This window comes from Blastocatellia bacterium (assembly GCA_035275065.1).
Taxonomy (GTDB): Bacteria; Acidobacteriota; Blastocatellia; order UBA7656; family UBA7656; genus DATENM01.
Window position 1 is genome coordinate 16451 of the sequence record DATENM010000134.1, and the last position, 15839, is coordinate 32289.

At 63.8% G+C, this 15839-nt stretch carries 11 protein-coding genes; 7 read left to right on the forward strand and 4 right to left on the reverse strand.

The genetic code is table 11. From position 1 onward, the window contains the following. From era to VJ464_25325, 5 genes are all read left to right on the forward strand, one after another. On the forward strand, positions 1-933 hold the full coding sequence (gene era, locus VJ464_25305) for a GTPase Era (protein HKQ08463.1): 933 nt from the start codon (positions 1-3) through the stop codon (positions 931-933). A 275-nt stretch (positions 934-1208) separates the two neighbouring features. Next, positions 1209-1589 (forward strand): hypothetical protein, encoded by a 381-nt coding sequence (locus VJ464_25310; protein HKQ08464.1) that lies wholly within the window; start codon positions 1209-1211, stop codon positions 1587-1589. A gap of 133 nt (positions 1590-1722) precedes the next feature. Beyond that, the gene (prmA, locus tag VJ464_25315; protein HKQ08465.1) at positions 1723-2610 is read left to right on the forward strand and encodes a 50S ribosomal protein L11 methyltransferase; all 888 of its coding nucleotides are present in this window, start codon (positions 1723-1725) and stop codon (positions 2608-2610) included. Beyond that, a complete protein-coding gene (locus VJ464_25320; GenBank protein ID HKQ08466.1) occupies positions 2610-3368 on the forward strand; it encodes a 16S rRNA (uracil(1498)-N(3))-methyltransferase in 759 nt (252 codons plus the stop codon). The genes prmA and VJ464_25320 overlap by 1 nt, the downstream gene beginning before the upstream one ends. A 68-nt stretch (positions 3369-3436) precedes the next feature. Continuing rightward, a complete protein-coding gene (locus VJ464_25325; GenBank protein ID HKQ08467.1) occupies positions 3437-4735 on the forward strand; it encodes an AMP-binding protein in 1299 nt (432 codons plus the stop codon). 90 nt (positions 4736-4825) lie between these two features. Here VJ464_25325 and VJ464_25330 read toward each other — a convergent pair whose 3' ends face one another. Beyond that, on the reverse strand, positions 4826-5341 hold the full coding sequence (locus VJ464_25330; GenBank protein ID HKQ08468.1) for a hypothetical protein: 516 nt from the start codon (positions 5339-5341) through the stop codon (positions 4826-4828). A 69-nt stretch (positions 5342-5410) separates the two neighbouring features. On the opposite strand from VJ464_25330, the gene VJ464_25335 reads away from it, so the two are divergent. Continuing rightward, positions 5411-8416, forward strand: a complete 3006-nt coding sequence (locus VJ464_25335; GenBank protein HKQ08469.1) for a CHAT domain-containing protein — start codon at positions 5411-5413, stop codon at positions 8414-8416. A gap of 14 nt (positions 8417-8430) precedes the next feature. Here VJ464_25335 and VJ464_25340 read toward each other — a convergent pair whose 3' ends face one another. Continuing rightward, positions 8431-9801 carry a hypothetical protein gene (locus tag VJ464_25340; GenBank protein HKQ08470.1) on the reverse strand — a complete coding sequence of 457 codons (1371 nt, stop codon included), beginning with the start codon at positions 9799-9801 and terminating at the stop codon, positions 8431-8433. Between the two features lie 60 nt (positions 9802-9861). Beyond that, positions 9862-10911, reverse strand: coding sequence for a hypothetical protein (locus VJ464_25345; GenBank protein ID HKQ08471.1), 1050 nt, complete (start codon positions 10909-10911; stop codon positions 9862-9864). Positions 10912-11192: 281 nt separating this feature from the next. On the opposite strand from VJ464_25345, the gene VJ464_25350 reads away from it, so the two are divergent. After that, positions 11193-12959 (forward strand): hypothetical protein, encoded by a 1767-nt coding sequence (locus tag VJ464_25350; protein HKQ08472.1) that lies wholly within the window; start codon positions 11193-11195, stop codon positions 12957-12959. Positions 12960-13111: 152 nt separating this feature from the next. Here VJ464_25350 and VJ464_25355 read toward each other — a convergent pair. Next, positions 13112-15839, reverse strand: a 2728-nt coding sequence (locus tag VJ464_25355) for an ABC transporter permease (GenBank protein ID HKQ08473.1), incomplete at its 5' end; no start/stop codon positions are given.

The following is a 15839-nucleotide window of genomic DNA, read 5'->3' on the forward strand; positions in this document are numbered from 1 at the left end:
ATGTCGAATCAGGAAAGCAGCGACCACCAACCTTCCGAAAGTAAGCCGGGCTACAAATCGGGCGTCGTGGCGCTGATCGGTCGCCCGAACGCCGGCAAATCCACTTTGCTCAATCACCTGGTCGGCGAGAAGATCGCTATCGTCAGCTCGAAGCCGCAGACGACGCGGACGCGCATCAGCGGCGTCCTGACGCGCCCCGCGGGGCAGATCGTCTTTTTAGACACGCCCGGCATTCACAAGCCCGGCTATCGGCTCAACCGCCGCATGATGAGCATCGTCAGTGACGCGCTCGCCACGGTTGATTTGATCCTGCTGATGGTGGACGCTTCGGTGCCGATGGGTGCCGGCGACCGCTTCGTCCTGAACATGCTGAAGTCGGTCGCGACACCGGCCTTTTTGATCCTCAACAAAGTGGACGCGATTGCCGACAAGTCGCGCCTGCTGCCGCGCATCGCCGCTTACACGAGCGAGCGCGAGTTCGCCGAAGTCATCCCGCTCTCGGCGCTCACCGGCGACGGCGTCGAGCTGTTGATCGAGCAGGCGCTCCGCTACCTGCCCGAAGGGCCGCCGCTCTATCCCGAAGACGAGCTGACCGACCAGCCCGAGCGCGCTATCGTCGCCGAGCTGGTGCGCGAAAAGATTCTCGAAGCGACCGGCGACGAGCTCCCTTACGTCACGGCGGTGGTGACCGAAAGGTGGGACGAGAGCGAAGAGGTGACGCGCATCCATTGCCTGATTTATGTCGAGCGGCCTTCGCACCGCGCCATCATTATCGGCAGAGGCGGCGCGCTCTTGAAAGAGATCGGCACCCGCGCCCGTCACGACATCGAGCATCTGCTCGGTCGCCATGTCTTTCTCGGCCTGTTCGTCAAAGTGCGCGAGCACTGGCGCGACGACGAGCGTACGCTCGACGAGCTTGGCATTCAAAGCTAGAGCCGTTATTGATGACGGTTGCCATGTAGCGCAATCTGTTAGATTGCGCTACACCCGACGGAAAACCGCACTAATCACGACTGACTGATTCCTCCCGCGCCGCAATCCCTTCCGCCAGCCGCTGCATTTTCCACAAGTATTTTCGCGCGCCGGTAATATCGCGGCTCGCCGCTCACCTTCAGACATTGCAATAGGAATCATCGACCCGCGCTGCGGCGCCGCTCACAGTCGGTGACTCCGGTACAAATTTGATCCATGTTTAAGGAGATCGCACCATGAGAATCGTCGGATTGATTCTAGGCATACTCGGCGGGCTGGCCGCCGGCGCGCTCGGCATCAAGTGGCTGAGCGACGCGCACCAGATGCGCGAGTTGATCGGCGCGGCCCGCGGGCTCGGCGTTGACACGGGCGAATTGGACAAGCTGATCATCGCCGCTTACATCTTGCTGGCGGCGATGGCGCTGGGCATCATCGGCGGCGTGCTGGCCTTCAAAGGCAAAGGCAAGATCGCTGCCGCTCTGATGCTCATCGGCGCGCTGCTGCCGGTGGTCTTCGCGCCCAAAGCACTGGTCTTCACTTTCCTGCTGCTGGTCGGCGGCGCACTGTCGCTGCTGGCCAAGCCGAAAGCGCCCGTCGCCCAGGTGGCTTCGACGTAACCCTCCCTCCTGCCACAATCGGTTCGTTGCACACTCCGCCCGCCGCGCAAGTGGCGGGCTTTTTTTATCGCCGCGATGCTGCCGGGATGCGTGGCGCGGCGCGGTTCTGTCATAATCGTTTCGACGAAGCATCATGGCAAACGACGACTCGGCTGAAACAACCTGGCAACTGGTGGCGCTGACTATCGCGCGCGACGCCGAAGAGATGGCCAGCGCCTTGCTCTTCGAGGCCGGCACCAACGGCGTCATCACGCTCGAAGAGAGCGACGACACGGTGAAGCTCGGCGCCTACTTTGACGCCGCCGCCGACGCCGAAGCGATTGCCCGCGACATCGAAGCGGCGTTTGCGCGGGCCGGCATTCGGTCGGCGCTTGCGAGCGTTGCCATCTCGACTATCGCCGATCAGGACTGGATGCAGAAGTGGAAAGAGGGCTTCGCGGCTATCAATATCGGCGAGCGGCTGATGATCGCGCCGTCGTGGAAATTGCCCGAATCGAGCGAGCGCCTCGTCATTCAGATCGATCCGGGTATGGCATTCGGCACCGGCACCCATGAAACGACGCGAATGTGCCTTGAGCTGCTGGAAGTCTACTGGCGCGGCGGGCGCTTGCTCGACGTCGGCACAGGCACAGGCATTCTGGCGATTGCCGCAAGCAAGCTCGCGCACGGCTCCGCCATCGTCGCCATTGACATTGACCCGCTCGCCGTCGAAGTGGCGCGCGAAAATATCGAGATCAATCAAGCGGCTGACGCGATTACCATCCGCGAAGGCGAGCCCGCCAACTACAGGCACAGCGCCTTCGATGTGGTCGTCGCCAACCTCACCGCCGAAGTGATTATCGCGTTGATGGCTGACCTTGCCGATTGTATGGCGACGCCGGGCAGAATGATTCTGTCGGGAATCCTGACGACGCTCGCCGCAGATGTCGAGCGCGCTCTGGAAGGCGTGGGGCTGCGACTCGTTGAGCGGCGCAGAGCCGGCGAATGGACGGCGATTGCCGCCGCGCGAGGGGAAGCCTGATGCAGCGCCGCCGCTTCTATGCCGCGTCCGCGGCTATCGGCGAATCGGTCATTCATCTCTCAAGCGAAGAGAGCCATCACCTGGCGCGTGTGCTGCGGCTGCGCGCCGGTGACGAGGCATATGTGTTTGATGGCTGCGGGCGCGAGTACCGCTGCCGCGTTGCCGTCGTTCACGCGCGGCAGGCGCAGCTTGAAATCATCGAAAGGCTTACAAACGAGGTCGAATCCGCGCTCGACCTGACGCTCGGACAGGGGCTCGCGAAAGGCGAAAAATTCGACCTGATTGTGCAGAAAGCCACAGAGCTTGGCGTGCGCGCCATTGCGCCGCTGGTCACGGCAAACGCCGACATCAAGTTGAGCGACGAGCGCGCCGAGAAACGCGCCGAACGCTGGCGGCGCATTTCGCTTGAAGCCTTGAAACAATCCGGGGGCCGCCGCCTGCTTGACATACGGCAGCCGGCGTCGCTGGCTGACTTCATCGCCGCCATTGCGCCAAACGAACGCGCCGCCACGCTGCTGGTCTTCAGCGAGCGCGGCGGCGCGGCGCTCGGCGATGCTCTCAGTGAACTGGAACACCCGCAGCGGGTGATTGCCCTGGTCGGCCCCGAAGGCGGCTGGGCCGACAGCGAGCTTGATCTGCTTGCGGCGCGCGGCGCGCGAATGGTCACGCTTGGTCCGCGCATCCTGAGAACCGAGACCGCCGCCATTGCCGCCGTCACCTTGATCCAACATCGGCTCGGCGATCTTTCAAACGGATAAAGATGACCGCGCCTTTCAGCTTCCCGCCTCGCCAAATTCAGCTGACCTGTGATTGAATCGAAATCGCGATGAACGGGTCACAGTTCTACAACCGTGAGCTTGAAACTATGCGGCGCGAGCGGCTGCGCCAGTGGCAGAGCGAGCGGCTGCGCTTGCTGATGGCGGAGCTGGCAACGAACGAGTTTTATCAAGCCAAAGCGCGCGCCGCGGGCGTCGAGCTTGCGCGCATCGAGCAGCCCGAAGACCTCGATGCCCTGCCCTTCACGACCAAAGCCGAGTTGGTCGAAGAGCAGACCGCGCGCCCGCCGTTCGGCAGGCTCTTGACCTATCCGCTGACGCGCTATCGTTACCTTCACCAGACCTCGGGAACGACAGGCCGCCCTTTGCGATGGCTCGACACCGAAGAGAGCTGGGACTGGTGGACGCGCTGCTGGGGCATGGTCTATCGCGGCGCGGGCGTGACGGCGGGCGATGTCGTCTTCTGCGCCTTTTCGTTCGGGCCGTTCATCAGCCACTGGACGGCGATTGCCGGCGCATGGCACGTCGGCGCGATGGCGGTCGCGGGCGGCGGCATGAATTCCGAGCAGCGCTTACATGCGCTGATTGATAACCGCTGCACGGTGTTGATCTCGACGCCGACTTACGCGCTGCACCTGGCCGAAGTCGCCAACCGCCAGGGCATCAATCTGCGCGCTTCAATGATTCGGCGGATGATTCACGCGGGCGAGCCGGGCGCGAGTCTTCCCGCCGTCAAGCAGGCGATTGAAACGGCGTGGGGCGCGACCTGCTTCGACCACGCGGGCGCTACAGAGGTCGGCGCGTGGGCTTTCGATTGCCAAGCGCAATCGGGCGCGATTCATCTGAACGAAGCCGAGTTCATCTTTGACCTCATCGATCCGGCAAACGGCGCGGCGGTCGCTGAAGGTGAGCGAGGCGAGCTGGTCATCACCAACCTCGGGCGCGGCGGCATGCCTGTGCTGCGCTATCGCACGGGCGATCTGGTCGAGCTGACGCACGAGCCGTGCGCCTGCGGGCGCGGCTTTGCGCGCATTCGCGGCGGCGTGCTGGGCCGCGCCGACGACATGCTGATCGTCCGCGGCGTCAACCTTTATCCGAGCGCCATTGATAACCTGATCCGCGGCTTGCCCGAAGTCATCGAATATGAAGTCCGCGTCCACCGTGTCGCCGGCATGGATGACCTGCTGATTCGCCTGGAGACCGCCGACGCCGCGCCGTTTGCCGAAACCGCCCGCGCCCTGCTCGCACGCTTCCGCCGCCAGTTCGGCATTCGCATCAGCCTTGAGCAAGCAGCGCCCAATTCGCTGCCGCGCTACGAATTCAAAGCGCGGCGCTTCAACCGCGCCTAAAGCGGATTTCACATGGCTGTGGCGCAAGCTGTTAGATTGCGCAGTGGCTCGCGCAATCTAACAGCTTGCGCCACATCGCAGATGCCGCGATCAATCCGCCAACAGCGTACTGGCGACGATTAAACTGGCGACGATTAAACCTGTCGCGATGACGATTCTCTTTGACGTAGACATTTCAGCGGTTCCTTTCTGGCGGAGTCGAATAAAGCAGACAGGGGCCGGCGAAGTTTCTGCCGGCAATACCGGCACAATAGCAAAAGTAGTCCGAGGCGTTACAAGGTCGGCGGATATTCGCTGGCCGGCCGCAGCCGTCGGATGATTCAAGCCCGGATTGCAGATCGTATTCCCCCATGCGTCACACTCTCCTTTGGTGAACAACGCCGCGCCGCTGCGATAAAAGAGGGCGCGGCAGGCATGAAACGGCGCTCCATCCCTAGTGAACCGTTCGCACTGCCGCGCTGACCTCGTCACAATCAGGTAAGGGGCGCGCGGCGCAGCGATATTACCGGCAAGCTGAGAAAAGATTTTGCCCGCTTCGACTGATGCAGCGCCGCCGCTCGGCAGTTCACGCCGTAGCGCCGGCGTGCTAGAATGTTGGCGCTCCATCCCAGCCAATCATTGAGAAGCGAGTCTTGCGCGGCGACTGATCCGCAAGCGCATGACCGGGGAGCTACCGTGTCTCATCAAAGAATCATCGCAGCGATCATCATCCTGGCGCTCGGCTGCGCGCTGCCCGTGCAAGCCGCACGCATCGGCTCGCGCCTTGCGATGCAAGAGGCGGCGGACGAAGTGGCGCTGCGCGATCTGGTGCAGCGATACTTCGCCGCCTTCGCCCGCAAAGAGATCGATGCGGTCGTCGCGCTCTGGAGCGCGCAGTCGCCCGACTATGTGGCGACGCGCCATGCGGTCGGCGGCCTGTTCGAGGACGCGCGGAGCATCACGGTGAATCAACTGAACGTGATGCGGGTGTCGTTCGGCGCTGACGGCGCGCGGGTTCGCGTCGCCGCCGACCTGACCGTGGTTGACGCCGAGAGCGGCAAGGAGATCGCGCCGTTCCACCGTATGCAGCGTTCGATGCGGTTCGTCAAAGAGGCCGGCGAGTGGCGGCTGTGGGGCGACTCGCCCGCTGAAAGAGATTTGGCGGCGGCGCTCGTGAAGATGAAAAGCAGCGCCGAGCGCGTCGCCTTGCTCAAGCAGGAAGAAAACCTCATCACGCTGCGGCTGCCTTACGAGATTAAGCTCGTCGGCAACCAGTATCAGGAGGCGGGCGACTACGCGACGGCGATGGACGCTTACCAACTGGCGCTGTCGCTCTGCGAGCAACTGAAAGACGATCTCGGCGTCGCCAACACGCTGAACAATATCGGCTACCTGTATTGGAACCAGGGCGACTTTCAACAAGCGCTCTTGCTCTGGCAGCAGAGCCTGGCGATGTACGAAGCCATCGGCGGCCCGGCGGCAGCCGCCGGGCGCGCTCAACAGATGAATAACATCGCCAGCATCTATCTCGAACAGGGCCGCCACGCCGAAGCGCTTGAGCTTTATGAAAAGAGCATGAAGTTCGCCGAGTCGGTCAAGAACGTGCGCAGCCAGGCGATGGCCTTGATGAATATGGGCGACGTGATGCTGCGCCAGCAGAACTACGAGCAGGCGCTCGCCGCTTACCGCAAGAGCCTCGCGCTTGTCGAACCGCTCGGCGAGCCGCGCCTGGTCGCTGACTTGCGAGGCAACATCGCCAACGTCTTGATGGTCCAGGGTCAGGTGGACGCCGCGCTCAAGCAATTCGAAGCGAACCTTGCGCTCTACGAATCGCTCAACGTCAAAGACGGGGTTGCCGGCACGCTGAAGAACATCGGCAACTGTTACCGCCTGCAAAACGCGCTCGCGCCGGCGCTCGCCAGTTATGAACAGAGCCTCGCGGTCGCCGAAGGCATGAAGAACAAAGTCGCGATGGCGGGCGCGCTGCTCGACATCGCCGAAGCGCATCTCGCCGCGAATCGTCCCGAACCGGCGCTCACCGCCGCCGGGCGCGCCGCCCAACTGGCCCGCGAGACCGAAAGCCCCGATACGCTGTGGCGCGCTGAAAAGTACATGGCCGATGCCTACCGCGCGCTGAATCAAACGACCAGCGCGCGGCAGTCGCTCGACGAAGCGATCCGCGCCATCGAATCGCTGCGGGCGCGCGTCGCGGGCGGCGAGCAGGAACAGCAGCGGTTCTTTGAAGACAAGCTCGACCCTTATCACGACATGATCGAGTTGTTGTTGCGCGACAACCGGACGGGCGAAGCGCTCGCCTATGCCGAGCGCGCCAAGGCGCGCGTCCTGCTAGACGTGTTGCGCGGCGGGCGGGCCAACATCACTAAAGCGATGACCCGCGAAGAGCGCGAGCGCGAAAGTCGTCTGGCCGGCTCGCTCGCTCTGCTCAACGCGCAGGTGGCGCGCGAGTCGGCGAGCAGTAAGCCGAACGCGACGCGACTGGCCGACCTCAAGTCGCGCTTGCAGCAGGCGCGTGTTGAGTACGAAGCGTTCCAGATTACGCTTTATGCCTCGCACCCTGAGCTGAAGACTCAGCGCGGCCAGTCGCCCGCGCTAAGCGCCGATCAGGCGGGCCCCCTGCTGATTGATTCGCACAGCGCCTTGCTCGAATATGTCGTGACGCCTGCGAAGACATTTCTCTTCGTCATCACGCGTAAGGCCGATGGCTCAAGCGACGTGCGCGGCTACGCGGTCGACATCAAAGCGACCGAGCTGGCGGCGCGCGCCGAGCAATTCCGCCGCCAGCTCGCCGGTCGCGACCTGGAATTCCACGGCCCGGCGCGCGGGCTTTATGATTTGTTACTCGGCCCGGCGCAAGAGCAACTCGCCGGCAAAGACGCGCTCATCATCATCCCCGACGGCGCGCTCTGGAATCTTCCTTTTCAAGCGTTGATGACGAAAGAGGCTTACTTGATCGAGCGTCAGGCGGTCGCCTATGCGCCTTCGCTGACGGCGCTGGCCGAGATGCGCCGGCAACATAAACGGCGGGCGCAGGCATCTGCGCCGACGCTGCTGGCCATTGGCAACCCGGCATTCGGCGGGCACGCCGCCCAGGCGACGACGCTCGGCGAACCGCTTACCGCGTTGCCGGAGACCGAAGCCCAGGTCAGGACGCTCAGTCAGATTTACGGCGTCGCCAATAGCCGCGTCTACACGGGCCGCGAGGCGAGCGAGGCGCGCGTCAAGGCCGAAGCCGCGAAGTACCGGGTCCTGCATCTGGCGACGCATGGAATTCTCGACAACGACAGCCCGATGTATTCGCGGCTCGTGCTGGCGCAGGATGAGAACGGCAGCAAGGAAGACGGCCTGCTCGAAGCGTGGGAGATCATGAACCTCGACCTGCCGGCAGAGATGGTCGTGTTGTCGGCGTGCGAGACGGCGCGCGGGCGCGTCGGTGCCGGCGAAGGCGTCATCGGCCTGGCCTGGTCGGTCTTCGTCGCCGGCAGCCCGACCACCGTCGTCAGCCAGTGGAAAGTAGACGCGGCCAGCACGAATGACTTGATGGTCGAGTTCCACCGCCGCGCCATGAATGGCGAAGGCAAGGCGCAAGCATTACGGCAGGCGATGCTGAAAGTTTTGCGCGGCGAGCGCTGGAAGCACCCCTTTTACTGGGCAGGCTTCGTCGTCGTCGGCGACCCACAATGAGCCGGCAACAGAACCTATCGCTTCTGCCGCAGCGCATGCACACTGGCCAGCAGTTTGCGCGCGGCTTCGTTCGCGGGGTTGGCCTTGAGCAAGGCTTGCAGCTCGCGCTCGGCGTCGTCTAACAATCCGGCTCGCGCATAGAGGACGCCGCGCAGCAGGTGCGAATCCGGGTAGCTCTGTTCGGCGTGGCGCAACTCGGCAAGCCTTGCGCCCTCGATCACTTTGAAGCGGGCTTGCGGCGCGGGCGGCGCGGGCGAAGTCGTCTCGCCGCCATCCTTCGCCGCCGTCACCTGCCACGAATAGATTGCGCCAACGGCAAGCGGTTGGCTCGGCGTCCACGCCGTTGTCGCGAGCGGCTCGCTCATCGCCACACGGTTGAAGCCGGCGTCGAACACCTTCACAACATAGCTTGTCGCGCCCGCCAGTGGTTGCCAGCGGAACACGGGCCGCGCGCTCCGCACGGCGGTGCCGATGGGGCTGATGAGTTTGAAAGCGATGCCGTCGCCCGCCCCGCTCATCAGCGTGCCGGCGTTCTCGGTGATGGCCGCCAATCCGGCGGGCGCTTCGACCCGTTGCCGCTCAAGCGCGAGCCGCACGGCCTGCGCCGTTTCAGGCGCAAGCCCATCGAAACCCGCAAGCCTTCCTTCGGCATCGAGCGTCACGCGCCGCGTCCCATCATTAAGCGCGACAACCGCAGGCGAAGCCGGCGGCGGCGCTGGCTCCGCGGATTTCGACGAAGCATTGTGATCGGCCGCCGCTCGCTGATCGTTGGGTGATGTGCTGTTCGCTGCCGGCTCGCTCACGCCGGGGTTCCGATTCACGCCGGCCACTTGCTCAGGCGACGGACGCCACACCACCCACGCGACCAGTGCGCAGGCAGCCAGCGCCGCTGCCGCCGCCGCCCATCGCGTTAGCCAGGCGCGCGGCTGGCGACGCGCCTCGCGCTGTTGCTGGTACGCCTTCAAAGAGACCACCGGCGCAGGTTCCGCGTTGCCGTGCGCCTCTGGCTGACTCATCACTTCAGCCGCATCGTCTCGCGACGCGACGCGGGCTTGCAACTGAGCCTTCAGCGCCATCAGTTCATTCAGCTCGCCGGCGCACGCCGCGCAGACCTGCGTGTGGCTGCTAACCATCTGGCGCTCGACCTCGCCGGCAGTGCCGTCAACGACCGCTTCCAGTTGCTCGTAGTCGAGGTGCGTGAAAGGAGTCGCGGCAGATTCGGCGCGCAATGCCTGAACGACGGCGCGCGCCTCGCTATCATTTTCAAGGCGCTCGCGACACGCCGCGCAGGCAGCGAGGTGATCGTCCGCCGCCAGCAACTCAGTCGGCGACAGGGCGCGGCCCGCGTAGCGCGTCAGCGTCTCTTGTGAAAGGTGCTCTGCCATCAGTTTCCCATCTGGTTAAGGGCGTGCCGCGCTTCTCATATTACCGCGCGGCCCGTGGCTTCAATGATATTTCATCCGCCGCATCAATCGTTCGCGTGCGGACTTGCGCAGGTTGATGACCTGCTGCCGCGTGATGCCCAGCCGCCCGGCAATGCGCGCATCATCCATCGGCAAGTCGTTCCACAGCGCGGCGAATTCTTCGGCGGGTATGCCGAGCACGTCGGCGATCTGCCGCAGGCTGGCGACGCCGGTGATGGGCAATAAAGCGATCACGTCGCGCCCCTGCGCGTCGCGCAGGTTCAATAACAGGGCGAGGCGCTGGCGCGGCGGCAGCTCGCCAATCTCTCGCCACAGGTGTTCAAGGTAGAGACGATGGTCAACTTCCGCGGCCACGTCTGCGCGCGGGTCGGCCAGCCCCTGGCGCTGCCGGTCTTCGCCTTCCACGTCGCCTTCGCCCTGTTCCGCAATCGGGCGAATGCCCTGCAAGGCGGCGACGAAGCTGACTATCTCGTCCAGCTCCATCGCGCCCGCCGCCTCTCCGAGGATGGCTGCGAGCAGATCAGTGAGGTCTGTGCCGGCCGGATCGGTCAGCCGCGACAACAGGCGCGCGGACAACGCCTCGTCATCCGGCCTGGCGCGCGCCGCCCCGGTTGCCGAACGACGCCGCGCCGTGGTGTCGCACAGCCATGCGCCGTCTGCATCCTGCCACAGCGCGAACTCAGGGGCGTGCGAGAGGATATAACGTACCTTACTTTTCAGCGAGTGGCGCTCGGGGTTGCGGCGGCGCAGGTAGCGGTAGCAGGCGTGGAAGGCGAGCACCGCGACATAGCCGCGAAAGTCGCTGATCGGCTCCCGCGACTCGGCGCTCCGTAATCGCCGCAACTCGGTGACGAGCGCGGCCTGCACGTCGCTTGCGATCTCAAGCGCGTCTTGATTGGCGGCGCTGCCATCTGCGGGGCTCAACGACACGCGCAGCTTGTTCTTGACGACGCCGCGAATGACCGGCTCGGCATGCTCGGCCAATACCGCCGCCAGCCGTGTGTCGGCTTCGTCCGCATCGCCGGCTTCGACCAGCGGCAGAAGAATGTCGTCAAGCTCTCGGATCGCCACAGCCCCTCACGATGCGCTCATTGATAAAACGCCGAAGCTGATTTGACCGCGCCGCTTCCGCCATTGTCAACCATTCGCCTGAAGCGGCTATGTGGCGCAAGGCGGTTAGCTTGCGCGAGTCCATGCGCAAGCTAACCGCCTTGCGCCACACCCAAACTTTTTTCGCCCGCCAGTAATACCGCGCCGCGAGCGCCACCTTCAACCAGCGTGCAGTTAAATCCGGTTGCGTCCCGCGGCGCGACCGCGCGAATGAATTAAACAACTTTTTGGAGGAAACGATAATGACCCGTTTATTCGCTATCTGGACGCTGACGGTGCTGTTCGCCTTAGAGCCGCTCGCCGCCACACAGATTAAGATCGAAGTATCGGTGCCAAAGCGCAAGCCGAGCATTGCAACCGACAGCCGCATCGAAGTGCGCCGCCTGGAACAGGCCATGAGCGATCTGCGCAAAGAACTGAAAGAGAATCCGCCCGACCTCGAAGGCGCGCGCGCCGCGGCGAAGTACGCCAAAGAGCTGATCGGTGACATCAAAAGTCTCTACCCCAATTATTCGACCGCGGCATATGAGCGTGAAATCGCCGGTTACAGCCGGTTGTTGAGCGAAGACGAGAATGACGGCTCAGCTAATGACGGCTCAGCTAATGACCGCAAGGCAAATGATAGCCGGGCGAATGACCACCGCAGCAATGGCCGTCCGTCAGGCGACGACTCGCTCGACGAGATCAAAGACTTCATCAGAAAAATGTCCTACGCCTCGGGGCACCTGATTCCGCAGACCTATTGGAAAGGCATCTACACACAGACGAAGGGCGACGCCGAGCGCTACTTTGAATCGTGCAAAGAGCTGAGCTATGGCGAGACCGTCAAGAAGGTCAAGGAGGCGCTCGCCAAACATCCCGGCCTGCGCACAGACAACGAGATCAGCGACCACGTCGAGCAACTGCTGACGAAATTCCCGAAAGAGTACGACGAGTTCGTGCGCAGCTTTTTGATCGGCGAGATCAACGCCACCATCGAGAAAGCCTACGTTGAAAAGAAGAAGGGTGCCGGCGCAATCGGCGCCGCGACCGAGGCCGCCGACATCGCCCTGATGCTTGCCAACGGCGTGCTGTTGTCGTTCCCCGATCAACCGCAGGCGCTCAGGATTCGCAAGGATGCCGAAGCCATTGCCGGCGCGGTCGAGCGCGACCTCGGCAGCAAAGTCTACGCCGGCGCCTTCCACAAGCAGAACGCCGGAAAGGTCGTCTACAGCCGCAAGCCGCTGGTCGCCGGCCAGGAAGACGCCGCGGCGGTCGCCAAAACGTTTTCGCTCGCCGATACGGTTTATGCGACGGCCTACTTCAAAGGGACGATTGCCGAGATGGCCGACGGCGCGCATTCCGGCGATACCGAAATGCAGATGACCATCTTCCTCGATGGCAACGAGATGACCAGCTTCAACTACCCGATGACCAGGCCGATGGAGCAGTGGACGTTCATGCCGATTGAGGTGCTGCCGGCGCTTGAGACGGCGAAAGAGTGCGAAGGCTCGTCACGTTACGCCAGGCTGCTCGCCGAATGCTCGCCGCGCAGCCACACGCTCGGCTTCCGCGTCAGCGCCATCTATATGAGTTACCGCCACGACCTGGCCGAAGGCGAGTTCGAGATCGATTGCTCGAATGGGCAAGAGAAGATGGCCGAGCGCGCCATCGCTTATCACAAGATCGCTTTGAAGAACGTCTTTTTGCCCAAAGCGGTCCAGGGTGACGCGGCGCTTGAGCGCGCTATGGTCGAAGCGACGCGCGGCATGTTGACCGACCAGGGCAAGCCCGGCGTGCCTGTGCGCGCCGTGATCACCGAGCGCGAATGGACGCTCTACCGCCACCCGATCAGCGGCATCATCACGCGCCGCGCCATCAACGGCGCGGTCGCCGTCAAACGCAACGACGGCACCTGTTACTTTTACGGAATGACTTTCTCCGAGCAGAATAATGGCGGCTGGGGCCGCTTGCACTGGAGCAGCACCGACAACGGCACCGAGATGGATTGCGGAAATGTGACGAAGTAGAAGGCAGGAGGCAGGAGGCAGGAAGCAGGAGGCAGTCAAGACATCCGTACAAATGCAGAAGGCAGCAAGCCATGATGCGAAGATCACATGGCTTGCTGCCTTCACGGCTTTATTACTGCCTCCTGCCTCCTGCTTCCTGCCTCCTGATTTACCTACTCATCGCGCAGCGCCACCATCGGGTCGACGCGGGCGGCCCTGCGAGCCGGCAGGTAACCCGCCAGTATAGCGATGGTCAGCAACAGCAACGTCGCCAGCGTGATCGTCAGCGGGTCGTTTGGCTTCAGGTTATAGAGCAGGCTCGAAGCCGTCCGCGTTGCCGCCAGTGAAGCCGCCAGGCCGACGGCGACGCCGATGATGACCAGCATCAGCGCTTCGCGCAGCATCAGCCATAGCACGTCACGACTCTGCGCCCCGAGCGCCATGCGAATGCCGATCTCGTTGGTGCGCCGCGCCACCGCATACGACAGGACGCCATACAGTCCGATACAAGCAAGCAGCAGCGCCAGCAGGCCGAAGAAGGCGGCGAGCCGCGCCACCAGCTTCGGCTGGGTGAGCGAGCGCCCGATCTGTTCGTCGAGGCTCAAGACTTCATCAATCGGCAGGTTGTGGTTGACTTCCTGAATGGCTTGCCGCACCTGCGGGATGACCCGGTCGGGCGCGCCCGCAAAACGCACGATGAGGTTGCCGCGCGGCCCCGGGCTCTGCGCAGACGGGTAGTAGGCCACCGGCCGCGCCTCTTCAGTCAGGCTCTGGTACTTGGAGTCTTTGACGACGCCGATGACTTCAATCTCGTCGTGCGATTGCGGACCGTTTGTGCCGAAGCGCCTGCCGAGCGGCGAGCCGCCGGGGAAGAGACGCTGCGCCATGGTTTCGCTGATGACCGCGACCTTCTGCGACTTCTCGGTGTCCTGCGGGCCGAAGCCGCGGCCTTCGAGCAGCGGGATGCCCAGCGCCGCGAAGTAATCCTGGCCGACGACGTTCTGCCGGACGACGCGGCTCGCACGATCCGCCTCCGCCAGGTCGTGCGTCTCGACCAGACTCGTCCACCCGCCCTGGCTGAAGACCAGGAAGGCGAAAGCGTTGGCCTCGACGCCGGGCACCGCCTTCACCTTCTCTTCGACCTCACGCAGCAGCGCCGGGTACTGCTTGTCTTTGAGGCCCAGCGCCGACGTGTCAATCTCGAAGAGCATGACGTTCCGCTGATTGAACCCCGTCGGGATGCTCTGCAAGTTGATCAGCGTACGCACAAACAAGCCCGCGCCGACCAGCAGCAGCAGCGACAGCGCCACCTGCACGACGACCAGCGCCTTACCGAGCGGACTCTGCGACGAAGCGCGCGCCGCGCCCCTGCCGCCTTTGAGTTCAGCATTCGGCTCGATGCGCGCGGCACGCAAGGCCGGCGCGGTCCCGAAGACCACCGCCGAGAGCAATGACGCCAGCAGCGTGAAGCCCAGAATGCGCATGTTCGGCGTCACGTCCAAGGGCAGCGGCTCGGCGCTCGACGACGCCATGCCGATCAGCATGCGGCTGCCCCACCATGCCAGCAAGACGCCCGCGCCGCCGCCCAGGCCGGCCAGCAGAATGCTTTCGGTGAGCAGCTGGCGAATCAGCCGTATGCGCCCCGCGCCCATCGCCATGCGCACGGCGAACTCCCTGCGGCGGTTGGCGGCGCGCGCCAGCAAGAGGTTGGCGATGTTGGCGCAGGCAATCAGCAGCACGACGCCGACGACCGCCATCAGGATGCGCAGCGACAGCGAGAACTCGCGGCGCAGCTCAGAGACGCCTTTGCCCGCCGGCGTCAATTCGATGCTCGCGCGCTCGATGGCCTGCGCGCGCTCGGCGGCAGGCTGCGGCCCGGCTAGCTCTTGTAAGGACTGTTTGAAGAGCAGATTGACGGCGGCGCTGGCCTGTTCGGCGCTGACACCGTTTTTGAGCCGGCCAATGAGGTAGAGTGACTGAGAGAGCTTCTCGTTCCGCACGTTCCAGTGGGCCGGCGGCAGTTGCGCTTCCATCGCCAGCGGCACATAGATGTCGGGAGCCTGCCCCACGGTCGTGCCGAAAAACTCCGCCGGCGCGACGCCGACGATGGTGTAAGCGGTCTGGTCTATGGCGATTGTCTTGCCGACCGCCTCCGGGTCGCCGCCCATGCGGCTCTGCCACCAGGCGTAGCTGACGACCGCGACCGGGTGGCCGCCGGGCGTAAGGTCATCCGCTTCAGTGAACGTGCGCCCGAGCGCCGCATTCACGCCGAGCGTCGAGAAGTATGTGCCGGAGACGGGCTGAACTCGCAGCGGCTGCATCTCGCCGCCCGAGCTGTTGTTATTGACCGTGCCGTGCACGTTCCAGGTCATGCTCAAGAGCGCCGCCACGTCGGAAAAGACTTCGTCGCGCTGCCGCACCTCTTGATAAAAAGGGTAAGAGAAAAGGTCGCAGCTCGCGTGCGGGAAGCTGTTGGTCAGGCCGCCCTCCTCGCCTTTGCCGAATAGCACCAGCTTGTCCGGCTCTTTGACCGGCAGCGATTTAAGCAGCACGGCATCGAGCAGGCTGAAGATGGCAGTGTTGGCGCCGATGCCTAAGGCGAGCGACAGCACGGCGATCAGCGTGAAGGCGGGTTGCTTAAATAGTATTCGTATGCCGTAACGCAGGTCTTGAATCATGTCATCCTCCCAGCGATAACTTTGCAACCAGAGCGCGTCCCAGAACGCGCCCAGACTCCGCCTCAATAAACTGAACCGCATCCGCCAATCCAGGCGTTGCCAATCGGCGAGGAGCAGCTCGCGGTACTGCAATTCGGCCTGCCACTCCTGGCGCCAGTCGGCGCGCAGCCGGCGCGGCACGATCAGGCCGACGAGCGCGATCAAGCGCAGGTGCGGCTTACCG

Coding starts and splice junctions, on each gene's coding strand:
- era (HKQ08463.1), top strand. CDS start 1: ATGTCGAATCAGGAAAGCAGCGACCACCAACCTTCCGAAAGTAAGCCG.
- VJ464_25310 (HKQ08464.1), top strand. CDS start 1,209: ATGAGAATCGTCGGATTGATTCTAGGCATACTCGGCGGGCTGGCCGCC.
- prmA (HKQ08465.1), top strand. CDS start 1,723: ATGGCAAACGACGACTCGGCTGAAACAACCTGGCAACTGGTGGCGCTG.
- VJ464_25320 (HKQ08466.1), top strand. CDS start 2,610: ATGCAGCGCCGCCGCTTCTATGCCGCGTCCGCGGCTATCGGCGAATCG.
- VJ464_25325 (HKQ08467.1), top strand. CDS start 3,437: ATGAACGGGTCACAGTTCTACAACCGTGAGCTTGAAACTATGCGGCGC.
- VJ464_25330 (HKQ08468.1), bottom strand. CDS start 5,341: ATGGAGCGCCAACATTCTAGCACGCCGGCGCTACGGCGTGAACTGCCG.
- VJ464_25340 (HKQ08470.1), bottom strand. CDS start 9,801: ATGGCAGAGCACCTTTCACAAGAGACGCTGACGCGCTACGCGGGCCGC.
- VJ464_25350 (HKQ08472.1), top strand. CDS start 11,193: ATGACCCGTTTATTCGCTATCTGGACGCTGACGGTGCTGTTCGCCTTA.